The sequence below is a fragment of the Hydrogenophaga sp. T2 genome (assembly GCF_049843535.1).
GTDB lineage: Bacteria > Pseudomonadota > Gammaproteobacteria > Burkholderiales > Burkholderiaceae_C > Hydrogenophaga > Hydrogenophaga crocea.
Window position 1 is genome coordinate 185,671 of sequence record NZ_JBBHZJ010000006.1, and the last position, 22,204, is coordinate 207,874.

22 protein-coding genes are annotated in these 22,204 nt (G+C 68.7%); 6 read left to right on the top strand and 16 right to left on the bottom strand.

Annotation, left to right across the window (positions count from 1 at the left end):
- Positions 1–23 precede the first annotated feature (23 nt).
- From WDZ95_RS15500 to WDZ95_RS15515, 4 genes are read right to left on the bottom strand one after another with little or no spacing between them, the layout of a single operon-like run.
- The gene (locus WDZ95_RS15500; protein ID WP_425779670.1) at positions 24–827 is read right to left on the bottom strand and encodes an SDR family oxidoreductase; all 804 of its coding nucleotides are present in this window, start codon (positions 825–827) and stop codon (positions 24–26) included.
- On the bottom strand, positions 824–1,504 hold the full coding sequence (gene lptC / locus WDZ95_RS15505) for an LPS export ABC transporter periplasmic protein LptC (protein ID WP_166229062.1): 681 nt from the start codon (positions 1,502–1,504) through the stop codon (positions 824–826). Before lptC ends, WDZ95_RS15500 begins: the two co-directional genes overlap by 4 nt.
- Before the next feature lie 9 nt (positions 1,505–1,513).
- A complete protein-coding gene (locus WDZ95_RS15510) occupies positions 1,514–2,068 on the bottom strand; it encodes a KdsC family phosphatase (protein ID WP_425779672.1) in 555 nt (184 codons plus the stop codon).
- Positions 2,069–2,070: 2 nt separating this feature from the next.
- A complete protein-coding gene (locus WDZ95_RS15515) occupies positions 2,071–3,066 on the bottom strand; it encodes a KpsF/GutQ family sugar-phosphate isomerase (protein WP_425779674.1) in 996 nt (331 codons plus the stop codon).
- A 69-nt stretch (positions 3,067–3,135) separates the two neighbouring features.
- Here WDZ95_RS15515 and WDZ95_RS15520 point away from each other — a divergent pair, with 69 nt between their 5' ends.
- From WDZ95_RS15520 to WDZ95_RS15530, 3 genes are all read left to right on the top strand, one after another.
- Complete coding sequence (locus tag WDZ95_RS15520) at positions 3,136–5,121, top strand: monovalent cation:proton antiporter-2 (CPA2) family protein (protein ID WP_425779676.1); 1,986 nt, start codon at positions 3,136–3,138, stop codon at positions 5,119–5,121.
- A gap of 117 nt (positions 5,122–5,238) precedes the next feature.
- Positions 5,239–6,195 carry an MBL fold metallo-hydrolase gene (locus tag WDZ95_RS15525; protein WP_425779678.1) on the top strand — a complete coding sequence of 319 codons (957 nt, stop codon included), beginning with the start codon at positions 5,239–5,241 and terminating at the stop codon, positions 6,193–6,195.
- Between the two features lie 36 nt (positions 6,196–6,231).
- Positions 6,232–6,777 carry an adenine phosphoribosyltransferase gene (locus WDZ95_RS15530; RefSeq protein ID WP_166229072.1) on the top strand — a complete coding sequence of 182 codons (546 nt, stop codon included), beginning with the start codon at positions 6,232–6,234 and terminating at the stop codon, positions 6,775–6,777.
- 14 nt (positions 6,778–6,791) lie between these two features.
- On the opposite strand, the gene WDZ95_RS15535 is transcribed toward WDZ95_RS15530, so the two are convergent.
- From WDZ95_RS15535 to rpmH, 7 genes are all read right to left on the bottom strand, one after another.
- Positions 6,792–7,463 (bottom strand): hypothetical protein, encoded by a 672-nt coding sequence (locus tag WDZ95_RS15535; RefSeq protein ID WP_425779680.1) that lies wholly within the window; start codon positions 7,461–7,463, stop codon positions 6,792–6,794.
- Positions 7,464–7,508: 45 nt separating this feature from the next.
- Complete coding sequence (locus WDZ95_RS15540) at positions 7,509–7,997, bottom strand: Crp/Fnr family transcriptional regulator (RefSeq protein WP_166229076.1); 489 nt, start codon at positions 7,995–7,997, stop codon at positions 7,509–7,511.
- A 106-nt stretch (positions 7,998–8,103) separates the two neighbouring features.
- The gene (mnmE, locus tag WDZ95_RS15545) at positions 8,104–9,486 is read right to left on the bottom strand and encodes a tRNA uridine-5-carboxymethylaminomethyl(34) synthesis GTPase MnmE (protein WP_425779683.1); all 1,383 of its coding nucleotides are present in this window, start codon (positions 9,484–9,486) and stop codon (positions 8,104–8,106) included.
- Positions 9,487–9,498: 12 nt separating this feature from the next.
- Positions 9,499–11,205: a membrane protein insertase YidC gene (gene yidC, locus WDZ95_RS15550; RefSeq protein WP_425779685.1), complete on the bottom strand. Its 1,707-nt coding sequence runs from the start codon at positions 11,203–11,205 to the stop codon at positions 9,499–9,501.
- Positions 11,202–11,492, bottom strand: a complete 291-nt coding sequence (gene yidD / locus WDZ95_RS15555) for a membrane protein insertion efficiency factor YidD (protein WP_425779687.1) — start codon at positions 11,490–11,492, stop codon at positions 11,202–11,204. Before yidD ends, yidC begins: the two co-directional genes overlap by 4 nt.
- The gene (locus tag WDZ95_RS15560; protein WP_425779959.1) at positions 11,482–11,889 is read right to left on the bottom strand and encodes a ribonuclease P protein component; all 408 of its coding nucleotides are present in this window, start codon (positions 11,887–11,889) and stop codon (positions 11,482–11,484) included. The genes yidD and WDZ95_RS15560 overlap by 11 nt, the downstream gene beginning before the upstream one ends.
- Before the next feature lie 25 nt (positions 11,890–11,914).
- Positions 11,915–12,049 carry a 50S ribosomal protein L34 gene (rpmH, locus tag WDZ95_RS15565; protein ID WP_006299042.1) on the bottom strand — a complete coding sequence of 45 codons (135 nt, stop codon included), beginning with the start codon at positions 12,047–12,049 and terminating at the stop codon, positions 11,915–11,917.
- A 227-nt stretch (positions 12,050–12,276) separates the two neighbouring features.
- Here rpmH and dnaA point away from each other — a divergent pair, with 227 nt between their 5' ends.
- From dnaA to gyrB, 3 genes are all read left to right on the top strand, one after another.
- Positions 12,277–13,704, top strand: a complete 1,428-nt coding sequence (gene dnaA, locus WDZ95_RS15570; RefSeq protein ID WP_425779691.1) for a chromosomal replication initiator protein DnaA — start codon at positions 12,277–12,279, stop codon at positions 13,702–13,704.
- A gap of 109 nt (positions 13,705–13,813) precedes the next feature.
- Positions 13,814–14,920, top strand: a complete 1,107-nt coding sequence (gene dnaN / locus WDZ95_RS15575; RefSeq protein WP_287469892.1) for a DNA polymerase III subunit beta — start codon at positions 13,814–13,816, stop codon at positions 14,918–14,920.
- Between the two features lie 77 nt (positions 14,921–14,997).
- Positions 14,998–17,586, top strand: a complete 2,589-nt coding sequence (gene gyrB, locus WDZ95_RS15580; RefSeq protein ID WP_425779693.1) for a DNA topoisomerase (ATP-hydrolyzing) subunit B — start codon at positions 14,998–15,000, stop codon at positions 17,584–17,586.
- A 39-nt stretch (positions 17,587–17,625) separates the two neighbouring features.
- On the opposite strand, the gene WDZ95_RS15585 is transcribed toward gyrB, so the two are convergent.
- The 5 genes from WDZ95_RS15585 to WDZ95_RS15605 form a co-directional block, all read right to left on the bottom strand.
- Positions 17,626–18,408 (bottom strand): CPBP family glutamic-type intramembrane protease, encoded by a 783-nt coding sequence (locus WDZ95_RS15585; protein ID WP_425779695.1) that lies wholly within the window; start codon positions 18,406–18,408, stop codon positions 17,626–17,628.
- Between the two features lie 180 nt (positions 18,409–18,588).
- Entirely contained in the window at positions 18,589–19,047 is a 459-nt protein-coding gene (locus WDZ95_RS15590) for a GNAT family N-acetyltransferase (protein ID WP_425779697.1), read from the bottom strand.
- A gap of 162 nt (positions 19,048–19,209) precedes the next feature.
- Positions 19,210–19,575, bottom strand: a complete 366-nt coding sequence (locus WDZ95_RS15595; RefSeq protein WP_425779699.1) for a hypothetical protein — start codon at positions 19,573–19,575, stop codon at positions 19,210–19,212.
- 58 nt (positions 19,576–19,633) lie between these two features.
- The gene (locus WDZ95_RS15600) at positions 19,634–20,434 is read right to left on the bottom strand and encodes an alpha/beta hydrolase family protein (RefSeq protein ID WP_425779961.1); all 801 of its coding nucleotides are present in this window, start codon (positions 20,432–20,434) and stop codon (positions 19,634–19,636) included.
- Positions 20,435–20,837: 403 nt separating this feature from the next.
- Complete coding sequence (locus WDZ95_RS15605) at positions 20,838–21,815, bottom strand: fasciclin domain-containing protein (RefSeq protein ID WP_425779701.1); 978 nt, start codon at positions 21,813–21,815, stop codon at positions 20,838–20,840.
- Between the last annotated feature and the right edge of the window lie 389 nt (positions 21,816–22,204).

The following is a 22,204-nucleotide window of genomic DNA, read 5'->3' on the forward strand; positions in this document are numbered from 1 at the left end:
CACGGGTAAACCCCTAGGCCGCGTCAGGCGCGGCCTTCGCCCTGGCGGTGCTTGCGCGGCCGTCCGGCCAGCACGCGGTCGAACCAGGCGTTTGGCAGCGCGCGCAGCAGCTTGGCCACCACACCCATCTGCCACGGGATGACGCGGTAGCTCGCACGCGCCTCGATGGCCGAAAACGCCTGGTCCGCAAAGGCCGCAGGCGTCATGAGAAAGGGCATGCGGTAGCGGTTCTCGCGCGTGAGCGGCGTGTCCACGTAACCGGGCAGCAGCGTCACCACGGCCACACCGCTGGCGCGCAGCTCGCCACGCAGGCTTTCGCAGTAGCTCACCACCGCGGCCTTGCTCGCGCAGTACGCGCCGTGGCCCGGCAGGCCGCGGATCGCGGCCACGCTCGCAATGCCCACGAGGGCCCCGCGACCCCGCTCGCGCATGGGCGCCACGAAGGGGTGGAAGGTGGCGGCCATGCCAAGGTTGTTGGTGGCGAAGGTGCGCGCCATCACATCGAGGTCGTCGCGCTCGGCCGTGTCCATGCCGACGCTGATGCCCGCGTTGGCGATCACGACATCGGGCACACCCTGGCGTGCCAGGCAGGCCCGACCCGCGGCGACGATGCTCTCGGTGTCGGCCACGTCGGCGCGGTAGACGCAGCAGCGGTCCTCGCCCCATCCCTGGGCCTGCGCCCAGGCCTGCAGCTCTTCGCTGCGGCGCGCCACCAGCGCGAGGCGGTGGCCGGCGCGGGCGAAGCGAGCGGCCAGCGCCTGGCCGATGCCGCTGGACGCACCGGTGATGAAGGCCAGCGGGGTGGCGGTGTCGGTGGGCGGGTTCATGGGGCGGGCCTGGGCAGGAGTTGCACGCGTACACGGCCTTTGAAATCGGCCTGGCCGGTTTCGCCGTTGTAGACCATGTTCTGCGCGTTGAGGCGGTCGCCGTCGCGGATCAACTCGACCGGCTGGTCGGAGCTCACGCGCTCCTGGGGCTCGGTTTCGATCAGCAGGTATTCGCCTCGGAACTCCAGGCGCGGCAGCGGCTGGCCCTGGGCGTCGCGCCCGCCTTCGCGGATCACCACGGCATTGCCTTCGAGCACGAAGCGCGTGTTGTCGGCGTTGGTGGTGAGGCGCTGGGCCGTGGCCACGGTGGTGGAGCCGTTGTCGCCGAAGTTGCGCACGCGCGCGCGGTCGATCTCGACGCGGTCGTCGTCGGGGTGGTGGCGCGCCTCGTCGCCCTGCACTTCGGCCCTGAGCTGGCCGTTGGCGTCGAAGTTGCGTACCGAGAAACGGCGCATGAAGTAGTCGGGCTCGCCGCTCGCGGGCTTGGCGGGCTCGGGCTCCGGGGCCTTGGGCGTGGCGCGCAGCAGCCAGTACGAGCCCAGCGCTAGCACGCCCATGAGGATCAGCGGCAGGTAGATCGAAAGCCGGTCCCACCAGGGCGCGCGGCGGCGGCGCGCGGGTGGCGCCGGGGTGCGGTCCAGCCCCGGGATCAGGTCGAAGTCGTCTTCGGCGTTCACCGCGCGCCTTCAGCCGACCCGGGCCAGCTCGGCCGCGTAGGCGCCGCGCGCCATCAGCAGCAGATCGCAGAACTCGCGCGCGGCGCCCTCGCCGCCGGCGCGCGCGGTGACGTGATGGGCGATGGCCCGCACCTCGTCGTGCGCGGCGGGCGGGGCGCAGGCAATGGCGGCGCGTCGCATCACCGGCAGGTCGGGCCAGTCGTCGCCCATGGCGGCGACCTGGCTCCAGTCCAGGCCCAGCGCTTCGAGCATGGCCTGGGCCGCGGGCAGCTTGTCTTCGGTGCCCAGGCGCCGCTGGGTGATGCCCAGCGCGTCCAGGCGCAGCCGCAGCGGCTGGCTGTCGCGGCCGCTGATCACCGCGGGCACGATGCCGTGGCGCTGCAGCAGCTTGAGGCCGTGGCCGTCGAGCGTGTGAAAACGCTTGAGGGTCTCGCCGGTGTCGGAGAAGAAGAGGCTGCCATCGGTGAGCACGCCGTCGACGTCGAAGATGGCCAGGCGCACCGGTTGGGCGCGCAGCAGCAGTTCGGGCGCGAAACGCAGCGCGGGCGGCAGGGCGGCGCTCATGCTCAGATCACCTTGGCCCGCATGAGGTCGTTGCTGTTGAGCGCACCCACCAGCCGCCCCTGGGCGTCCACCACCAGCACGCTGGTGATGCGGCGGGCCTCCATGAGCTCGGCCGCTTCCACGGCCAGCGCGTCGGCGGTCACGGTGCTGGGCCGGGCGTGCATCACCTCGCGCGCGGTGAGCGTGCGCAGGTCGCCGCCGCTGCCGTGGCGCTCGATCAGGCGGCGCAGGTCGCCGTCGGTGAAGATGCCGATGGCGCGTTCGCCCTCGACCACCGCGGCCATGCCCAGGCCCTTGGCGCTGATCTCGCGCATGAGGTCCATGAGGCCGGTGTCGGGCGACACGCGCGGCACGTCGGCACCGCTGCGCATCACGTCGCTCACGTGCGTGAGCAGCTTGCGGCCGAGTGCGCCGCCCGGGTGCGAGCGCGCAAAGTCGTCGGCCTTGAAGCCGCGCGCGTCGAGCACGGCCACCGCGAGCGCGTCGCCCATGGCGAGCTGCGCCGTGGTGCTGGTGGTGGGCGCGAGGTTGTGCGGGCAGGCTTCGCGCGCCACCGAGGTGTCGAGCACCACGTCGGCGTGGCGGCCCAGGGTGGAATCGGCCCGACCCGTGAAGGCGATCAGGGGCACGCCCAGGCGCTTGATGAAGGGCAGGATGGCGGTGAGCTCCTGGCTTTCGCCCGAGTTGCTGAGGGCGAGCACGGCGTCGGCCGCGGTGATCATGCCCAGGTCGCCGTGGCTGGCTTCGGCCGGGTGCACGAACATGGCGGGGGTGCCGGTGGACGCCAGCGTGGCCGCGAGCTTGCGACCGATGTGGCCGCTCTTGCCCATGCCCATCACCACCGCGCGGCCGCGGCAGGCCAGCAGCAGGCGCACGGCCTCGACGAAGCCGCCGTCCACGCGCTGCGCCAGCGCCGCGACGGCCTCGGCCTCGATCTGCAGGGTGTCGACGGCGAGTTGCCGCACGCGCGCGGCATCGATCGGGGGCGTGACAGACATGCGCGGGATTATCGCCGCGGGCCTGCAAACCCCGAGGCCGCACGGGCCGTGCGCCCTTACCATCGCCGCATGACCTCGCTCGACCTGGCACTGCTGTACCTGTTGGCCGCCGTGCTGGCGGTGGTGGCCTGCCGCAGCGTCAAGCTGCCGCCGATGCTGGGTTACCTGGCGGTGGGCGTGCTGATCGGGCCGAACGCGCTGGCGCTGGCCCAGAACTCCAGCGGCCTGCGCTACCTCGCCGAGTTCGGCGTGGTGTTCCTGATGTTCGTGATCGGGCTGGAGTTCAGTCTGCCCAAGCTGCGCGCCATGCGGCGCCACGTGTTCGGGCTCGGGCTGTCGCAGGTGGCGGCCACCATGCTGCTCACGCTGGGGGCCACGCTGGCCCTGGGCTGGCTGCTGCCGCGCTGGTGGAACCTGTCGTGGCAGGCCGGCGTGGCGCTCGGTGGCGTGATGGCCATGAGCAGCACGGCGATCGTGATCAAGCTCATGGCCGAGCGGCTCGAGCTCGAGTCCGAACACGGCAAGCGCGTGATGGGCGTGCTGCTGTTCCAGGACCTCGCCGTGGTGCCGCTGCTGGTGCTGATCCCGGCGCTGTCGGCGCCGCCCGAGGTGCTCATGACCGCGCTCGGCCTGGCCCTGCTCAAGGCCGCGGTGCTGCTGGGCCTGCTGCTCACGGGCGGGCGCAGGCTCATGCGCTGGTGGCTCACGCTGGTGGCGCGGCGCAAGAGCGACGAGCTTTTCATGCTCAATCTGCTGCTGATCACGCTGGGCCTGGCCTGGCTCACCGAGCACGCCGGGCTGTCGCTCGCGCTGGGGGCCTTCGTGGCGGGCATGCTGATCGCCGAGACCGAATACAAGCACCAGGTGGAGACCGATATCCGGCCCTTCCACGACGTGCTGCTGGGCCTGTTCTTCATCACCATCGGCATGCTGCTCGACTGGGAGCCGGTGATCGAGCGCTGGGCGCTGGTGCTGTTCCTGCTGGTGGTCTCGCTGGGCATCAAGCTGGTGTTGATCACCGCGCTCACGCGCCTGTTCGGCGCGCCCATGGGCACCGCGCTGCGCACCGGCCTGTACCTGGCGCAGGCGGGCGAGTTCGGGCTGGTGCTGCTGTCGCTGGCGGCGCAGAACCGGCTGGTGCCGCCCGAGCTGTTCAACCCCATCCTGGCGAGCATGGTGATCTCCATGCTGCTCACACCCTTCGTCATCCTCTACAGCAACCGCATCGTCACGCGGCTGGTGGGCAGCGACTGGCTGATGCAGTCGGTGCAGATGACCGCGATCGCACGCAAGGCGATCAACGCGGACAAGCACGTGATCATCTGCGGCTACGGCCGCTGCGGGCAGAACCTGGCGCGCCTGCTCGAGGCCGAGAACATCCCTTACATGGCGCTCGACCTCGACCCCGACCGCGTGCGCCAGGCCGCGGCGGCCGGCCATTCGGTGGTGTTCGGCGACGCGGCGCGCCTGCAGGCCCTGATCGCCGCCGGCCTGCACCGCGCAAGCGCGGTGGTGGTCACCTACCTCGACACCGCCAGCGCGCTCAAGGTGCTGCACCACGCGCGCGAGCACGCGGCCCGGGTGCCGGTGGTGGTGCGCACGCTCGACGACGTGGACATCGAACGCCTGCGCGCGGGCGGCGCCACCGAGGTGGTGCCCGAGGCCATCGAGGCCAGCCTGATGCTCGCCAGCCATGCGCTGGCCCTGGTGGGCGTGCCCATGCGGCGCGTGATCCGCGTGGTGCAGGAGCAGCGCGACGCACGCTACGAACTGCTGCGCGGCTACTTCCACGGCGCCGACGACGAAACCGCCGACGACCTGCAGCACGAGCGCCTGAACAGCCTGACGCTGCCCGGCGCGGGCCGCTGGGTGGGCAAGCCCCTGGGCAGCCTCGCGCTGCCGGCCATGGGCGTGCGCGTGGTGAGCCTGCGCCGCGCCTCGGGCCACACCGCCCCGGCCGACGACGCCACCGTGCTCGCCGGCGGCGACACCCTGGTGCTCAGCGGCCAGGCACCGGCGCTGGCCCTGGCCGAGGACAAGCTGCTGGGCGGCTGAGGCCGGGCCCGACCGGCATTTCCGAGAACGCTCAGGGGGGATTGCGACCACTTGGTCGCATCTTCAACGCATTCGTTCGTATGCTGCGGGCCCCTACCGACCCAGGAGACCCTGCCCATGGACCGCCGACATTTCCTCGGCGCCGGCATTGCCGGCGCCAGCGTGCTGACCTTCTCCTCCGTGCTCTCGCAGAGCGCGCCCAACGTGGGCACCCCCACGCCGCCCGCGCCCGGCTTTCGCCGCATGAAGGTGGGCGCGATGGAGGTCATCGCGGTCAACGACGGCGTGCTGCGCCGCCCGCTGGGCGACGAGTTCGTGCGCAATGCGCCGCTGGAGCAGGTGAAGTCGCTGCTGGCCTCGCAGAACCTGCCCACCGACCACGTGGACATTCCGTTCACGCCCTACCTCGTGGTGGCTGGCAACACCAAGTTCCTGATCGACACCGGCTTCGCCGACAACGGCCCGCCCACGGCCGGTCGCCTCAAGGCCAACCTTGCGGCCGCGGGCCACGACATCGCGAGCATCGACCACGTCATCATCAGCCACTTCCACGGCGACCACATCAACGGCCTGCTCAACAAGGACGGCTCGCAGGTGTTCCCCAAGGCGCGCATCCACGTGCCCGCGCCCGAGATGGCCTTCTGGAGCGACGACGCGCGCATCGCCACCCTGCCGCAGGGCGTGCAGGGCGCGGCCGCCAACGCCAAGCGCATCTTCGGCGCCTATGGTGACCGCGTGGTGCGCTTCGAGCCTGGCGCCGAGCTCGCGCCCGGTATCCGCTCGGCCGCGGCCTTCGGCCACACGCCGGGCATGAGCGTGTTCACCGTGAGCTCCGAAGGCCAGTCGTTCATGTACGTGGCCGACGTGACCAACGTGCCCTCGCTGTTCGCGCGCAGCCCCGACTGGGCCGTCACCTTCGACATGGACGCCGAGATGGCCCGCCAGACGCGCCGCCGCATCTTCGACCAGCTGGTGAAGGACAAGATGGCCATGGGCGGCTTCCACTTCCCGTTCCCCGCCATCGGCACGCTCGAGGCCGCGGGCAGCGGCTACCAGTTCAAGCCCATCGCCTGAGCCGGAGCGGACGGCGGTGTCCCCATAATCCCGGGGATGGACACCGCCGCTTACCTCCGCTCGCACATCCGCACCGTTCCCGACTGGCCCGCACCGGGCGTGATGTTCCGCGACATCACCCCGCTGCTGCAGGACCCCAAGGTGTTCCGCGTGCTGATCGACACCTTCGTGCACCGCTACATGACGCCCGAGCTGCGGCCCAGCGTCATCGCGGGCCTGGACGCACGCGGCTTCATCATCGGCTCGGTGCTGGCCTACGAGCTCGGCGTGGGCTTCGTGCCGATCCGCAAGAAGGGCAAGCTGCCTTTCACCACGGTCGAAGAAACCTATGAGCTCGAATACGGCAGCGCCACGGTGGAGCTGCACACCGACGCCGTGAAACCGGGCGACCGCGTGGTGCTGATCGACGACCTGATCGCCACCGGCGGCACCATGATGGCCGGCCGGCGCCTGCTCGAAAAGCTCGGCGCCACCGTGACCGAGGGCGCCGCCATCGTCGACCTGCCGGAACTCGGCGGTTCATCGAAACTGCGCGAGAGCGGGCTCGAGCTGTTCACGCTGCTGGACTTCGCGGGCCACTGAACCCGCCCCCCCGCTCAGAGCTTGCCGTGCTGCGTTTCGCTGAGCGCGGCGAAGTCGCTCATGGCCTCGGGCATGGGCAGTTGCGGTTCGTGCGGATGGCGGAAGGCCGGCTCGGGCGGCGCCGTCATGGCCGCGCGGAAGGCGCGCACCTCGTCTTCGCTCACGCGCTGTGCCGGGCCTGCGCTGCGCGAGACGGGCGGCCGCGGGATCGAGGTGTCCATGGGCTCGGGCCGCAGCGCCGACTCGCGCCGCGTCTGCGCCGCCACCGAAGCGCGCAAGGCCTGGCCGACCTGCTCGGGTGAGGGCTTGCGGCGCCAGTAGATTGCGCGCACATCCATGGTGTGGCGCGCCTTGGCACTTTGCTGGATCCAGCGCTCGATCTCGAGCAGGAACTCGTCGGGCAGCGACTGCGCGGGCAGCGCAAGGTCGACCAGCACGATGAAGCTGTCGCCGTTGCTGTCGAGGTTGAGCACCTTGAAGCTGTAGCTGGTGGACAGCACCCCGCCGCGGATCAGCGATTCGCGCACAACACCGAACAGCTGTTCGCGCCGCAGCAGCCGGCGCCCGCGGCGCGGCGAGATCAGCGGCATGGTGGTGGTGCGGAACGCGTTGCGCGCGCGGTCGAACGCGTTCTTGCTCTTGGCGTTGCCGGGTTTCCTGGCCTGCAGCCAGCTCATGAAGGACATGGTCGGTGTGTGCACGTGACGGCGGCGGTGCTCAGCGCACGGCGCTCAGGTGACCGCCACCCGCTTGGGCTTGTTGTACATGCGGCGCGCGAGCACCGCGGACATGGCGATGGCGACCTCGAGCGCGATGGGAGGGTGGCGCACACCGAGCTCGCGAAAACGCAGCGGGGTCATGCACCAGATGCGGCAGTCGCTGCCCGCGTTGACGGTGGCGCTGCGCGGCAGGTGGCTGAAGAAGGCGCCTTCGCCGAGCAGCGAGCCCGCGCCGACGACGGCGATGCGCACGCGTTCCTTGGAGTCTTCGTAGTGCACCGTGAGCGTGCCGCTTTCGACGAAGTACACGGTGCGGTCCTTCACGCCCTGCTCGATCAGCACCTGCCCCTGCTGCAGGGCCACGGGCTGCATGTAATTGGCCAGCGTGACCCAATGCGCCTCGCTGAGATTCAGGGGCACGGCATCCAGCGCACTGCTGTGGCGCATCGCCTGCGCCAGGTGCTGGATGTCGAACTTGGTGGACGTGGCCGCGGCACTCATGCGGCAAGTGAACCGCACTCACCCGCCGGGCGCAAGGCGTGCGTAACTGCTGATTACAGTTGCACTCCCAGCGGCGAGCCACAGCCCCTGGGCGGTGGAACCGGGCTCATTTGCCGATGCAAAAACGCGAAAAGATGACCCCGAGCAGGTCGTCGGCGGTGAACTCGCCGGTGATTTCGCCGAGCGCGTGCTGCGCGAGGCGCAGTTCCTCGGCGAGCAGGTCGAGCTGGTCGGCCGCGCGCGTGAGCAGGCCCTGGGCCTGCTCGAGGTGTTCGCCCACGCGCGCCAGCGCGCGCAGGTGGCGCTCGCGCGCCATGAACAGGCCCTCGCTGCCGCTCTGCCAGCCCGCGAGCTGCAGCAGGCGCTGGCGCAGTGCGTCGAGGCCGGTGCCGTGCTTGGCCGAGAGCACGATGTCGCTGTCGCCGCGCGGCAGGTCGTCGTCGGCCTGATCGACCTTGTTCCACACGTGCAGCACCGGCACGCCCTCGGGCAGGCCGCGCAGGATGTTGGCATCGCCCACGCGGTAGCGCGGCTCGCGCCAGCGCGTGAGGTCGTGCAGGAACAGCACCGCATCGGCGCCGTGGATGCGCTGCCAGGCGCGCTCGATGCCGATGCGCTCGACCTCGTCGACCTCGGGGCTGTCGCGCAGGCCCGCGGTGTCGGTCACGTGCAGCGGCACGCCTTCGATCTGGATGGTCTGCTGCACCACGTCGCGCGTGGTGCCCGCGATGGGCGTGACGATGGCGAGCTCGGCGCCCGCGAGCGCGTTGAGCAGCGAGCTCTTGCCCGCGTTGGGCTGCCCCGCGATCACCACCTGCAGCCCGTCGCGCAGCAGCGCGCCCTGGCGCGCCTCGGCCTGCAGCTGCGCGAGCGCGCTGCGCAGCCGCTGCAGCTGGCCCTCGGCGTCGGCCTTCTCGAGGAAATCGATCTCTTCCTCGGGAAAGTCGAGCGTGGCCTCGACCAGCATGCGCAGGTGGATGAGCGCGTCGCGCAGCGCATGCACACGCTGCGAGAACGCTCCCGCGAGCGAGCGCGCGGCGCTGCGCGCGGCGGCCTCCGTGCTGGCGTCGATCAGGTCGGCCACGGCCTCGGCCTGCGCGAGGTCGAGCTTGTCGTTGAGGAAGGCGCGCTCGGTGAATTCGCCCGCGCGCGCCAGGCGCAGGCCCGGCAGCGCGGTCTGCGCCACTTCGAGGCAGCGCGCCAGCAGCAACTGCAGCACCACCGGGCCGCCGTGGCCTTGCAGCTCCAGCACGTCTTCACCGGTGTACGAATGCGGCGCCGGAAACCACAGCGACAGACCGTGGTCGATGGCCTGGCCGTCGGCAGCGCGCCAGGGACCGTAGGTGGCTTCGCGGGGCCTGGGCTCGCGCCCGATCAGCGCGCGCACGAAAGGCGCCAAGCCCTTGCCCGAGACCCGCACGATGCCCACCGCGCCCCGGCCCGGGGCGGTGGCAATCGCGACGATGGGGTCAGCGTGTTGCGGGAGCAAGTGGCGCGCGGCTTACTTGAACTTCGGCAGGTTGAACTTGAGCGGCACACCCATGCGGTGGTTGATGTGCGCCTGCTGCAGGATGGTCAGCACGTTGTTCGTGATCCAGTAGAGCACCAGGCCCGACGGGAAGAAGAAGAACATGACCGAGAAGATCAGCGGCATGAACCACATCAGCTTGGCCTGCAACGGATCGGGCGGCAGCGGGTTCAGCGCGGTCTGGATCATGGTCGTGACGGCCATCACCAGCGGCAGGATGTAGAACGGGTCGGGCGTGGAGAGGTCGGTGATCCAGCCCAGCCAGGGCGCGTTGCGCATTTCCACGCTGGACAGCAGCACCCAGTAGAGCGCGATGAACACGGGGATCTGGATCAGGATCGGGAAGCAGCCACCGAGCGGGTTGACCTTCTCTTCCCGGTAGATCTTCATCATCTCCTGCTGCATCTGCTGCGGGTTGTCCTTGAGGCGCTCGCGCATTTCCATGATGCGCGGGTTGATCGCCTTCATCTTGGCCATGCTGCGGTACGCGCTGGCGTTGAGCCAGTAGAACGCGGCCTTGATCAGCACCACCAGCAACACGATGGCCCAGCCCCAGTTGCTCACGAAGCCGTGGATCTTCTCGAGCAGCCAGTACAGGGGTTTGGCCAGGATGGTGAGCCAGCCATAGTCCTTCACGAGCTCCAGGCCCGGGGCCACGCGCTCGAGCATCTTCTCGTCCTGCGGGCCCACGAACAGGCGCGCCTGCGCGGTGTGGGTCTGGCCCGGCGCGATCTCGGGCAGGGTGGTGAGCGTGCCCACCGAGTACAGGTCGTCGGCCACCTTGCGCACGAAGTTCTCGCGCGCCTCGCCGTTCTCGCCCAGCCAGGCGCTCGCGAAGTAGTGCTGCACCATGGCCACGTAGCCGTCGCTGGTGTTGCGCACGTAGCTGGCCTTGTCGCCGCCGATGTTCTTGAACTCGATCTTCTGGTACTTCTGCTCGGACGTGTAGACCGCGGGGCCCGTGAAGGTCGAATAGAACGGCGTCTGGCTTTCGGTGGTGTTGCCGTCGCGCACGAGCTGGCGATAGAGCTGCGGCTTGACCGGCGCGCTGCCGCGGTTGACGACCTCGTGCGTCACCGCGATGTCGTAGGCGCCGCGGCGCAGCGTGTAGGTGGTGACCAGCTGCACGCCGCCCACCTCGGCCGACTCGTAGCGCACCTTGAGCTCGTCCTGGCCATCGGCGAGGTTGCCCGGGTTGCCCACCAGGGTCATGGGGGTCTTGTGCGTGGGAAAGCTGCCGCCCACCAGGCCGCTCTGGGCCACGTAGGTGCGGTTGCCCTCCTGCGTGAGCAGCGTGAAGGGCGTCTGCACGTCGCGGTCCTTGCCGCCCGTGGCCTGTGCGTGGCGCAGCAGCTGCGCGCCCACCAGGGCGCCGCCTTCGCTCTGGAAGCTCAGACGCAGCACGTCGGTGCGCACCTCGTGGCGGACATTGGCCGCGCCCGGGGCCACGGCATCAGCGCCGGGCACGGCGGTCGAGCCGGCCGCGCCCGCGGCCTGCGGCAGGCTGGCGGCCGGCGGGGTGCCGGCGCCGTTCGCGGCGGCCGGGGCCATGGCGGCCGGCGGCGTGGCGCTGGGGAAGAAGGTGGCGGGTTTGCCGTTGTGGATCTGCCATTTGTCCCAGATCAGGACCATGGAGAAACCGAACACCACCCACAGGATGGAGCGACGGATGTCATTCATGAAGCGTTCTTCTTGGCAGGGTGGCGGGGAATCAGGCGGGTGAACAGCCCGGCGGGGCGCTCGGGGGGCACGGGATCGTGGCCGCCTTCGCACCAGGGATGGCAGCGCGCCAGGCGCTGCAGCATGAGGCGCCCGCCCGAGGCCGCGCCATGGCGCCGCAAGGCGTCGAGCGCGTAGGCCGAGCAGGTGGGTTCAAAACGGCAACCGTTGCCCAGCCAGGGGCTGAGCAGCAGGCGGTAACCCTGCACCAGGGCAATCAAGGCACGCTGCGGCCATTCACGCCACATGGCCGGGGGCCGCGGGAGCAGGGCGCGGCAATGCACGGGCCCAGAGCTGCAGCAGCTCTTCGCGCACCGCGCGCTTGAGCGCGGGAGAGCTGGCGCTCACGAAACGGGCCTTGTCAAAACCCAGGCGCAGGCGCACCACATGCGCGGCATCGGGCAGGGCATGGGCCGCCGGGGCGGTGGCGTAGATCTGGCGGCGGATGGCGTTGCGCGTGACGGCGCGGCGCGCCCAGCGTTTGGGCACGAGCACGCCCAGCCAGGGGCCGGGTTCGGGGAACAGCGGGCTGCCTCCCTCGGCATTGCCGAGGGCCAGACGGTGCAAGGCGAAGTGGGGCGTCTTGGCCACGGGGGCGTTGGCCAGCACGGCCTGAAACTGCTGCCGGGACCGCAGGCGTTGGATCACCGGCGGGCTGTGGCGAGCGGGATCAGACGGCCAGGCGCTTGCGGCCCTTGGCGCGGCGGGCGTTGATCACCGCGCGGCCGCCGCGCGTCTTCATGCGCACGAGGAAACCGTGGGTGCGGGCGCGGCGGATCTTGGAGGGCTGGTAGGTGCGTTTCATGTTGGACCTGTCCGGAATCGGGGAAACCCGCGATTATCGTCAGAAACCCCTTGTGCCGGCAAGCTTTGTCCCCGAAAGGCCCGCGCCGATGCCGCGACGCCGGCGCGGACCCGGCGGTGGGACGAACGGCGGGCACCCCGCTTGTGGATAACTCGGCTGCATGCCTACAATGCCCGCCCGGGGTGCCGCCCCTTGTCCACAACGATAAAACGCCTCCCTCCCGCTTCATGTCAGAAGGCACCCTCATGTCCGCCGCGCCGCGCGACGACCGCACCGACCGCTCCCTGTGGGCGGCCTGCGTCGACCGCCTCGCGCAGGAAATCCCCGAACAGCAGATCAACACCTGGATCCGTCCCCTGACCGCCACGGTGTCGCCCGACGGCTCCAAGGTGGTGCTCGCGGTCGGCAACCGCTTCAAACTCGACTGGATCCGGGCCCAGTACGCGGCCCGCATCAGCGCCTTGCTCGAGGCCGAACAAGGCCATCCCGTCACGCTTGAGTTAGCGCTCGCTCCCCGTGAAGCGCCCGTGCGTACGACGCCCGTGAGCCGCCCGATCTTCGACGCCGAGGCCGAGCAGGCGCTGGGCGAGCTGCCCGAAGTGGCGCCCGCCGAACCCGCCGCCGGCAGCGCACCCAAGACCCGTCTGAACCCCGCGCTCACCTTCGCCACCCTGGTCGAAGGCTCGGCCAACCGCATGGGGCGTGCCGCCGCCATGCACGTGGCCGGCAGCCTGGGCCAGCTCTACAACCCGCTGTTCATCTATGGCGGCGTGGGCCTGGGCAAGACCCATCTGGTGCACGCGATCGGCAACCATTTGCTCACGGAACGGCCGGCGGCCAAAGTTCTCTACATCCACGCCGAGCAGTTCGTCTCGGATGTGGTCAAGTCCTACCAGCGCAAAACCTTCGACGAGTTCAAGGCGCGCTACCACTCGCTCGATCTGCTGCTGATCGACGATGTGCAGTTCTTCGCCAACAAGGACCGGACCCAGGAAGAGTTCTTCAACGCCTTCGAGGCGCTGCTGGCCAAGAAGAGCCACATCGTGCTCACCAGCGATACCTACCCCAAGGGCCTGGCCGACATCCACGAGCGCCTGGTATCGCGCTTCGACTCCGGCCTCACGGTGGCGATCGAGCCGCCCGAGCTGGAGATGCGCGTGGCCATCCTGATCAACAAGGCCGCCGCCGAGGGCGCGGTGATGCCCGAAGAAGTGGCGTTCTTCGTGGCCAAGAACGTGCGTTCGAACGTGCGCGAGCTCGAAGGCGCGCTGCGCAAGATCCTGGCTTACAGCCGCTTCAACCAGAAAGACATCTCGATCCAGCTCGCGCGCGAGGCGCTGAAAGACCTGCTGTCGATCCAGAACCGCCAGATCGGGGTCGAGAACATCCAGAAGACGGTGGCCGACTTCTACAAGATCAAGGTCGCCGACATGTATTCCAAGAAGCGCCCCGCCAGCATCGCGCGGCCGCGGCAGATCGCCATGTTCCTGGCCAAGGAGCTGACCCAGAAGAGCCTGCCCGAGATCGGCGAACTCTTCGGCGGCCGCGACCACACCACGGTGCTGCACGCGGTGCGCAAGATCGCGGGCGAGCGCCAGCAGAACACCGAACTGAACCAGCAGCTGCACGTGCTGGAACAAACCCTCAAGGGCTGACGCGGTCGGCCCCGAAACACCAAGAAAACACCGTTCAAAAAGGTGAAAATACGGCGGTTTACGCCGCCCGGGGAGCCCAGGGGCCCCCTTCACCAGGAAAGAGCCGCCGATGATCGTTTTCAAATCCACCCAGGACAAGGTGCTGGCTGCGCTGCAGTCGGTCTCGGGCATCGTGGAGCGGCGCCACACGCTGCCGATCCTGGCCAACGTGCTGTTCCGCAAATCGGGCGGCGAGTTGCAGCTCACCACGAGCGACCTCGAGATCCAGATCCGCACCACCGCCGACCTGGGCGGTGACAGCGGCGCCTTCGCCACCACGCTGGGCGCGCGCAAGCTCATCGACATCCTGCGCACCATGCCCGGCGACCAGACCGTGAGCCTGGAGCACACCGGCGGCAAGCTGGTGCTCAAGGGCGGCAAGAGCCGCTTCACCTTGCAAAGCCTGCCGGCCGAAGACTTTCCGCTGGTGCAGGAAGCCGCGAGCTTCGGCCCGGTGTTCAGCGTGCCCCAGAAGACGCTCAAAAGCCTGCTCGGCCAGGTCTCGTTCGCGATGGCGGTGCACGACATCCGTTACTACCTCAACGGCATCCTGTTCGTGGCCGAGGGCAAGCAGCTCAGCCTGGTCGCCACCGACGGCCACCGCCTCGCGTTCGCGTCGGCCACGCTCGACGTGGAAGTGCCCAAACAGGAGGTGATCCTGCCGCGCAAGACCGTGCTCGAACTGCAGCGCCTGCTGTCCGACAAGGAGGGCGCGATCGAGATGCAGTTCGCGGCCAACCAGGCCAAGTTCAGCTTCGACGGCATGGAGTTCGTCACCAAGCTGGTCGAGGGCAAGTTCCCCGACTACAACCGCGTCATCCCCAAGAACCACAAGAACATCGTCACGCTGGGCCGCGCGCCGCTGCTGGCCTGCCTGCAGCGCACCGCCATCATGACGAGCGAGAAGTTCAAGGGCGTGCGCCTGAACCTCGAGCCCGGCACGCTGCGCGTGGCCTCGAGCAACGCCGAGCAGGAAGAGGCCGTGGACGAACTCGACATCGACTACGGCGGCGACGCCATCGAGATCGGCTTCAACGTGACCTACCTGATCGACGCCCTGCAGAACATGGGCCAGGACATGGTGCGTGTGGAGCTGGCCGACGGCAACAGCTCGGCGCTCGTCACCAACCCCGACGACAACGCCTTCAAATACGTCGTGATGCCCATGCGCATCTGAACGCGACGCCCCAGCTTGCAGCAAGCCCGACCCGCTCCACAGCGGGTTTGGCGTTTTTAGCGATAGAGAAAGTTCCTATGTCCGACGCCGCACAGAGCCCCGAAAGCTCCAATTTCCAGCCCAAGATCGACCCCAACCAGGCCGGTGCGAGCGAGGGCTACGGCGAGGGTTCGATCCAGATCCTCGAAGGCCTGGAGGCCGTGCGCAAGCGCCCGGGCATGTACATCGGCGACACCTCCGACGGCACCGGCCTGCACCACCTGGTGTTCGAGGTGGTCGACAACTCCATCGACGAAGCGCTGGCCGGCCACTGCGACGACATCGTCGTCACCATCCACACCGACAACTCCATCAGCGTGGTCGACAACGGCCGCGGCATCCCCACCGGGATCAAGATGGACGACAAGCACGAGCCCAAGCGCAGCGCGGCCGAGATCGCGCTGACCGAACTGCACGCGGGCGGCAAGTTCAACCAGAACAGCTACAAGGTCTCGGGCGGCCTGCACGGCGTGGGCGTGAGCTGCGTGAACGCGCTCAGCAAGTGGCTGCGCCTGACGGTGCGCCGCGAAGGCAAGGTGCACCAGATCGAGTTCGCGCGCGGCTTCGTGCAGAACCGCATCGTCGAGGCCACGGCCGACGGCATCGAGGTTTCGCCCATGAAGGTCACGGGCGCCACCGAGAAGCGCGGCACCGAGGTGCACTTCCTGCCCGACACCGAGATCTTCAAAGAGAACAACGACTTCCACTACGAGATCCTGAGCAAGCGCCTGCGCGAGCTCAGCTTCCTCAACAACGGCGTGCGCATCCGCCTGCACGACGAGCGCAGCGGCAAGGAAGACGACTTCTCGGGTGCCGGCGGCGTCAAGGGCTTCGTCGAGTTCATCAACAAGGGCAAGACCGTCCTGCACCCCAACATCTTCCACGCCATCGGCGACCGCCAGAGCGACCAGGGCACCAACATCGGTGTCGAAGTGGCCATGCAGTGGAACAGCGGCTACAACGAACAGGTCCTCTGCTTCACCAACAACATCCCGCAGCGCGACGGTGGCACCCACCTCACCGGCCTTCGCGCGGCGATGACGCGGGTGATCAACAAGTACATCGAAGAAAACGAGCTGGCCAAGAAGGCCAAGGTCGAGGTCACGGGCGACGACATGCGCGAAGGCCTATGCTGCGTGCTCAGCGTGAAGGTGCCCGAGCCCAAGTTCTCGAGCCAGACCAAGGACAAGCTGGTGTCGAGCGAGGTGCGCGGCCCGGTGGAAGACGTGGTGGCGCGCCTGCTCACCGACTACCTGCAGGAGCGCCCCAACGACGCCAAGATCATCTGCGGCAAGATCGTGGAAGCCGCCAAGGCGCGCGAGGCCGCGCGCAAGGCGCGCGAGATGACGCGCCGCAAGGGCGTGCTCGACGGCATGGGTCTGCCCGGCAAGCTCGCCGACTGCCAGGAGAAAGACCCGGCGCTGTGCGAGATCTACATCGTCGAGGGCGACTCCGCCGGCGGCTCGGCCAAGCAGGGCCGCGACCGCAAGTTCCAGGCGATCCTGCCGCTGCGCGGCAAGATCCTCAACGTGGAGAAGGCGCGCTACGAGAAGCTGCTCACCTCCAACGAGATCCTCACGCTCATCACCGCGCTGGGCACGGGCATCGGCAAGGCCGGCAGCGCGGGCGACGGCAAGAGCGGCGCCGATGATTTCGACGTGTCCAAGCTGCGCTACCACCGCATCATCATCATGACCGACGCCGACGTGGACGGCGCCCACATCCGCACGCTGCTGCTCACCTTCTTCTACCGCCAGATGCCCGAGCTCGTGGAGCGCGGCCACATCTACATCGCGCAGCCGCCGCTCTACAAGGTCAAGAGCGGCAAGGAAGAGCTCTACCTGAAAGACGCCGCCGCGCTCGACGGCTTCCTGCTGCGCATCGCGCTCAAAGACGCCAGGGTGCTCACGGGCGGCACGACCCACAGCGTCCTCGAGGGCGAGACGCTCGAAGCGCTCGCGCGCAAACACCAGGTGGCCGAACAGGTCATCGCGCGCCTGTCGGCCTTCATGGACGCCGAGGCGCTGCGCGCCGTGGCCGACGGCGTGGCCCTGGGCCTGGACGACATGGAGGCCGCGTCGGCCAGCGCGCAAGAGCTGCAGACCAAGCTGCGTGAGCTCAGCACCACCGGCGTGCCCGCCACGGTCACGGCCGAATTCGACCAGCGCACCGACAAGCCCGTGCTGCGCATCAGCCGCCGCCACCACGGCAACATCAAGAGCAGCGTGATCACCCAGGACTTCGTGCACGGCGCCGATTACGCCGCGCTCGCCGAAGCCGCCAACACCTTCCGCGGCCTGCTCGGCGAAGGCGCCAAGGTGCAGCGCGGTGAAGGCGACAAGCAGAAAGAAGAGCGCGTGAGCGACTTCCGCCAGGCCATGCAGTGGCTGATCAGCGAAGCCGAGCGCACCACCGCGCGCCAGCGCTACAAGGGCCTGGGCGAGATGAACCCTGAGCAGCTCTGGGAAACCACCATGGACCCGGCCGTGCGCCGCCTGCTGCGCGTGCAGATCGACGACGCGATCGAGGCCGACCGCGTGTTCACCATGCTGATGGGCGACGAGGTGGAGCCGCGGCGCGACTTCATCGAGACGAACGCGCTGCGGGCGGGGAACATCGACGTTTGAGGACGGGGGCAGCCGGGCGCTTGGGGGAAGCAACGCACCCTAAGACCCGAGCATGCGGGCTGCAGCCAAACCAACATGGGTGAACGCGTGAGCCAACATGGCGCACTCGAGGCCCTTGCGCCAGAACAGCCACCCATAGGCCATCCCCGCCATCGCATTCAAGAACACCGTCCTGACGACCAGCGGACCGGTGAGCGTGACACTTTGCGCCAAGGCCGGCAGATGACCCGCGGCGAAGACCAGTGCAGCCAGGGCCATCGCGGCCCACATGGTGGCTGCCGATGGTTGCGCCGCCGCGGCTGAGCGTCGCCCCTGAATGGCCAGGAGCAGCCATGCAACGAGCGCCATCAAACCCCAGCGCATCATCACCTCTTCAGCAAGGCCTCCGTACAGGATGCCAATGGCCAGTGCGTGCAGTGGTGGTGTGGCCTTGGCCTCGGCAAGCACTTTTCGCCATTCATCGCCCAGGGCGTTGGCCAATGCGGCATCGGTCATCGCGAGAGCCGCTGCAAGACACAACCCAACGACCAGCGCCAGGCCAGGTGCCACCCGAGCACCGACATCCCCAGCCAGCCGGCTGTGCAGCCGCAGCCGAGGCGTGACGGCCGCTCCCACCAGGGCCGCCACGGTCACCAGCAGCAACGGGTTCACAAGAAGCAGCGCCCTGAGCGCCGCTGGAGGCAATTCCCGCAATGGGGGGGCTTGCTCAAACAAAGTGGCTGGTGGGGTCTGGACCAGCAGCCCAAGGACGCCGACCAGCCCGAGCGCCCAAACAGGCAGAAAGCGCCGGGCAAAGCCTGCAGGCGCAGCGGGCGGTTTCATGACCGTCCTTTCCACCGGGCGTCGTGGGTGGGGTCGTTCCAAACGCGAGAGCGCATGCAGCGCTGCGTATCCGCCGCCGCCTTGCGTTCGGGCGTCGTGGGCGTGTCAACGTGGGCACAGCCGGCCAATGCCAGGGTGAGGGGGCCGTGGCTGCGCGAGAAGGCAAGGCTCATGGCAGGCTCATGGCAGGTTCATGGAGTAAGTGCAGAACCGCGTGTCCCGAACGAAGCCAAAGGACGTGTAGAGCGATTGTGCGTTGCTGTTGTCGAGTGCGGTTTCAAGGGTGAGATGGGCCGCGCCACAAGCGGCCGCGTGGTCGCGCGCTGCCGTCAGCAGGGCACGCCCCACGCCCTTGCCGCGAGCGGCCTCGAGCGTGTAAAGGTCGTTGAGGGTGAACGCTCTCCGACAGGCTATCGAGGAAAACGTGGGATACAGCTGTGTGAAGCCAACCGCCTGCCCCAGGTCGTCGCGAGCGATAAAGACCGTCGAATCGGCCCGCGTCAGTCGGTCCTGAAGGAAGCGCCTGGCCAGCTGAGGGTTGGAGATCTGGCCGTAGAAGACACGGTACGCGTTAAAGAGACCGGCGAGGTCTTCGATGTCGGCCGCCTCAGCCTGACGAACGTTGATGGTCGAGTTCATGCGATGTTGGGTTCTGGCGCATCCCGTGGGTGCCATGCGCCCGTGGTCGCTCGGGGCGCGCGGCAAGAGCGGGGCGAAAGAGATGATTGACCGTCCTGGCCGCGGCCCGGCACCGAGCCGCAGAAGCAAAAGTGGGCGGGTTCGTGGCCTGCGGGGTCATGCTCACTTCTTCAAGGGCGAGCAGGCGCTGGGCGTCGCCGGCGCGCAGCCTCCGGTGCAGACCGCCTTGGCGTAGCGGTCCAGCGCCGCGCTGCCCCTGGACTGGGTGGAGCACCACACCTCTCCATGGATATCTGCCACGCAGCGGCCCGCGCCGCACACCGGATTCCCGTATCGGTCCAATGCGGCGTCCCCGCCTTCCGACGAACACAGCCAGTTCCCGTACCGGTCAGCGACACAGCGGCTGTCTGGTGCAGGGCAAAGGGTGTTGCCGTAGCGGTCCTGAACGCAGCGCGCCTCGGCGGACCCCAGGAACAGCAAGGTGAACGCCAGGGAAAGGACAGGGAGAGGTTGGAACGGCATGGTCATGAACGTGTTGAGGAACGGGATTCGAGCTGCTGCCTGGTCGCAGGGTTTCGTGCGGGGCCTATTCGGGGCGATTCGCACCGCCTGTGGTCAGTCGTCTGGTGAAGAACTGGATGACTTCGGCATTGAAATGGCGGTGGAACGACTCGCGGTCGAAAGAGGGCGCATCTGCACAGATGGCGGGCAGGGCCTTGGCCAGGTGCTCGGGACATGGCGCGAGAAACGCGTAGTGGCCCGCAGCGTTCACAAGTCGAACGTCGGCTGCTGCGCCAAGGCCATTGGCGACCGCCTGGGCATGGAAGCGGTGAAGAAGCACTTCGTCCTGCTCGGCCTGCCACAGCTGTATGTCAGGAGCACGCTTGCGCAGTGACGCCGCATCGAAGAGGAAGCCCAGGCCAGGTGCGGCCACCACGGCGGCCTTGATGCGCCTGTCGGGCATGGGCGCCTGCACCTGCAGCATGGAGTTCCAGCGCTTCATCATGGGTTCACACACAGCATCCAGCGCATGGTCGCGACAGTGGGTGGGCAATCGCGCGTAACCCGGGCGGCCCCCCATGGCGGTCAGCACGGTGTAACCACCGGCGGAGAAGCCGAACGCGCCGATGCGTTCCTGGTCGACTTGACCTGCGCCCCTCCACGATGACGTCATGTGGTCGATGAGACGCGACAGGTCGTGTACGCGGTCGACGAGCTGCGCCGGCGTGCCGAAACCCGAGGTGTCGTCGGCGTTGTCCGCGGGGTGCGAGATGGCCGCCACGACATAGCCCGCGTCGGCCAACGCCACGGCGGTGTCGATGTGCGCTGCGAAGGTGCCCCCCGTTCCATGGGACAAGACGATGAGCGGCAGGCGGCCCGAGGCCAGCTAACCGCGCAGCGCCAGCGACACCGAAAACGGCCCCAGTCTCGCTGGTGAAGGGGTCGAGGGCGATGGATACCAAACGCCCCCGGTGGCTTCGCGACCTCGGTCCAGTTCGACCCGCAGCGGCTCGAATCCGGCGGCGTGCGCGGCCCCGAGGATGTCGGCGGCTTTGAACAGGTGGCGTTCGAGTTGGGGAAGCGTGAGGGGCATGAACGGGGCTGTCGGCCTTGGGCTTTTCGTGGTCGGGGATGATACGGGCGTACCTTGCCAAACAAGGGCACGGCAGGCAGGCCCCATCGACCCCTGCTCTTCACGGCCAGCGGTCCCAAGGGCCGCAAAAAGCCGAGCCCCAGCCGCTGTTTGGCGACTGGGGCTCTTGTATTGACATGCCAGGAGCAGGCCCGGCTTACAGCACCGGGATCAGCACCTTGTCGATCACGTGGATCACGCCGTTGCTGGCGTTGACATCGGTCGCCACGATGTTGGCCGGGGTCGCGGTGGTGTCGGTGATGGTCAGGCCGCCCGCGTTGTTGATGGTGATGTCCTGGGCGGCCAGCGTGGTCACGGGCGTGCCGAAGGGAATGGCGCTGGACGGCACGGGCGTGCCGAGCACGTGGTACTGCAGCACCGTGGCCAGTTGCGTGTTGCTCAGCGTGGCGACCGTGGACGCGATGGCCTGGAACGCGGTGTCGACCGGCGCGAACACGGTGAGCGTGGCCGAAGCGTCGCTCAGCGGGGCCACGAGGTTGGCCTGCACCACGGCGGCCACCAGCTGACTGAAGTTCGGGTTGAGCTGCGCCATCTGCACCACGTTGAGCACGCCCGGCGGCACCAGCAGCTTGTCGATCACGTGGATGATGCCGTTGGAGGCGCGCAGGTCGGCCGTGGTCACGTTCGCCACGGTCAGCACTTCGTCGGTGATGCGCACGCCGGTGCTGGTGTCGATCGCCAGCGTGGCCGCCGCGCCGCCGAAGCTGTAAAGGCTGTCGAGCGGGCCCGTGCTCAGCGCGCTCGCGGGCTGGCTGCCCGCCACCACGTGGTACTGCAGCACCTTGGCCAGCTCGGCGGCCGGCAGCGCGGCCACCAGGGCCGGGCCATTGCCCAGGCCCAGGGCCGCTGCGGCGGCGTCGAAGGCGGCATTGGTCGGAGCGAACACGGTCAGCGGCGACGCGCCCGACAGCGCGGTGTCCAGGCCCGCCTTCACCACGGCCGACACCAGCGTTGTGAAGTTGGCGTCCGATTGCGCCAGCCCGACGAGGTTGGGCGTGGGCGCGGCGGGGGCGGGCGCGACAGGGTCGTCGTCGCCACCACCACAGCCGGCCAGGGCCAGCGCCGAGGCGCCGGCGAGCGCGGAAAGCATCAGCTTGCGTCGTTGAATCGTCATGGGAGTCCTGCCTGAGTGAGGGTTGTGGGAGCGCCGCACGGCCCATGCCGGCGCGGCGGGCGCGATACTAGCCTCAACAGGACAAATCGTGACTAAATAGTCATAAACACGACTATTTAGTTAGGAGACGGCCTATGCAGTTCATTTCTTAAGGTTTATCGGGCGATCCGTGCGGCGTGAACCGGCGGCTGCCGGGTGGGGGGCCCCCCTTAATTCCAACGGCGTAAGGAGTTCCGGAGCGCTCGCGAGGGGTGATCCCACCCGCGCGGTTTCCGGCCTTTTCCCGGCACACCGCCGGCCGATCATGTCCGAAAGCGCGGCGCGGCCATCCAGTCGAGCCAAGCCGGGCCCGCCAGCGGGTCTCTGCCAAACCCCGACACCAAGGACAA

Coding starts and splice junctions, on each gene's coding strand:
- WDZ95_RS15500 (WP_425779670.1), bottom strand. CDS start 827: ATGAACCCGCCCACCGACACCGCCACCCCGCTGGCCTTCATCACCGGT.
- WDZ95_RS15510 (WP_425779672.1), bottom strand. CDS start 2,068: ATGAGCGCCGCCCTGCCGCCCGCGCTGCGTTTCGCGCCCGAACTGCTG.
- WDZ95_RS15515 (WP_425779674.1), bottom strand. CDS start 3,066: ATGTCTGTCACGCCCCCGATCGATGCCGCGCGCGTGCGGCAACTCGCC.
- WDZ95_RS15520 (WP_425779676.1), top strand. CDS start 3,136: ATGACCTCGCTCGACCTGGCACTGCTGTACCTGTTGGCCGCCGTGCTG.
- WDZ95_RS15525 (WP_425779678.1), top strand. CDS start 5,239: ATGGACCGCCGACATTTCCTCGGCGCCGGCATTGCCGGCGCCAGCGTG.
- WDZ95_RS15530 (WP_166229072.1), top strand. CDS start 6,232: ATGGACACCGCCGCTTACCTCCGCTCGCACATCCGCACCGTTCCCGAC.
- WDZ95_RS15535 (WP_425779680.1), bottom strand. CDS start 7,463: ATGTCCTTCATGAGCTGGCTGCAGGCCAGGAAACCCGGCAACGCCAAG.
- WDZ95_RS15540 (WP_166229076.1), bottom strand. CDS start 7,997: ATGAGTGCCGCGGCCACGTCCACCAAGTTCGACATCCAGCACCTGGCG.
- yidC (WP_425779685.1), bottom strand. CDS start 11,205: ATGAATGACATCCGTCGCTCCATCCTGTGGGTGGTGTTCGGTTTCTCC.
- yidD (WP_425779687.1), bottom strand. CDS start 11,492: ATGTGGCGTGAATGGCCGCAGCGTGCCTTGATTGCCCTGGTGCAGGGT.
- rpmH (WP_006299042.1), bottom strand. CDS start 12,049: ATGAAACGCACCTACCAGCCCTCCAAGATCCGCCGCGCCCGCACCCAC.
- dnaA (WP_425779691.1), top strand. CDS start 12,277: ATGTCAGAAGGCACCCTCATGTCCGCCGCGCCGCGCGACGACCGCACC.
- dnaN (WP_287469892.1), top strand. CDS start 13,814: ATGATCGTTTTCAAATCCACCCAGGACAAGGTGCTGGCTGCGCTGCAG.
- gyrB (WP_425779693.1), top strand. CDS start 14,998: ATGTCCGACGCCGCACAGAGCCCCGAAAGCTCCAATTTCCAGCCCAAG.
- WDZ95_RS15585 (WP_425779695.1), bottom strand. CDS start 18,408: ATGAAACCGCCCGCTGCGCCTGCAGGCTTTGCCCGGCGCTTTCTGCCT.
- WDZ95_RS15590 (WP_425779697.1), bottom strand. CDS start 19,047: ATGAACTCGACCATCAACGTTCGTCAGGCTGAGGCGGCCGACATCGAA.
- WDZ95_RS15595 (WP_425779699.1), bottom strand. CDS start 19,575: ATGACCATGCCGTTCCAACCTCTCCCTGTCCTTTCCCTGGCGTTCACC.
- WDZ95_RS15605 (WP_425779701.1), bottom strand. CDS start 21,815: ATGACGATTCAACGACGCAAGCTGATGCTTTCCGCGCTCGCCGGCGCC.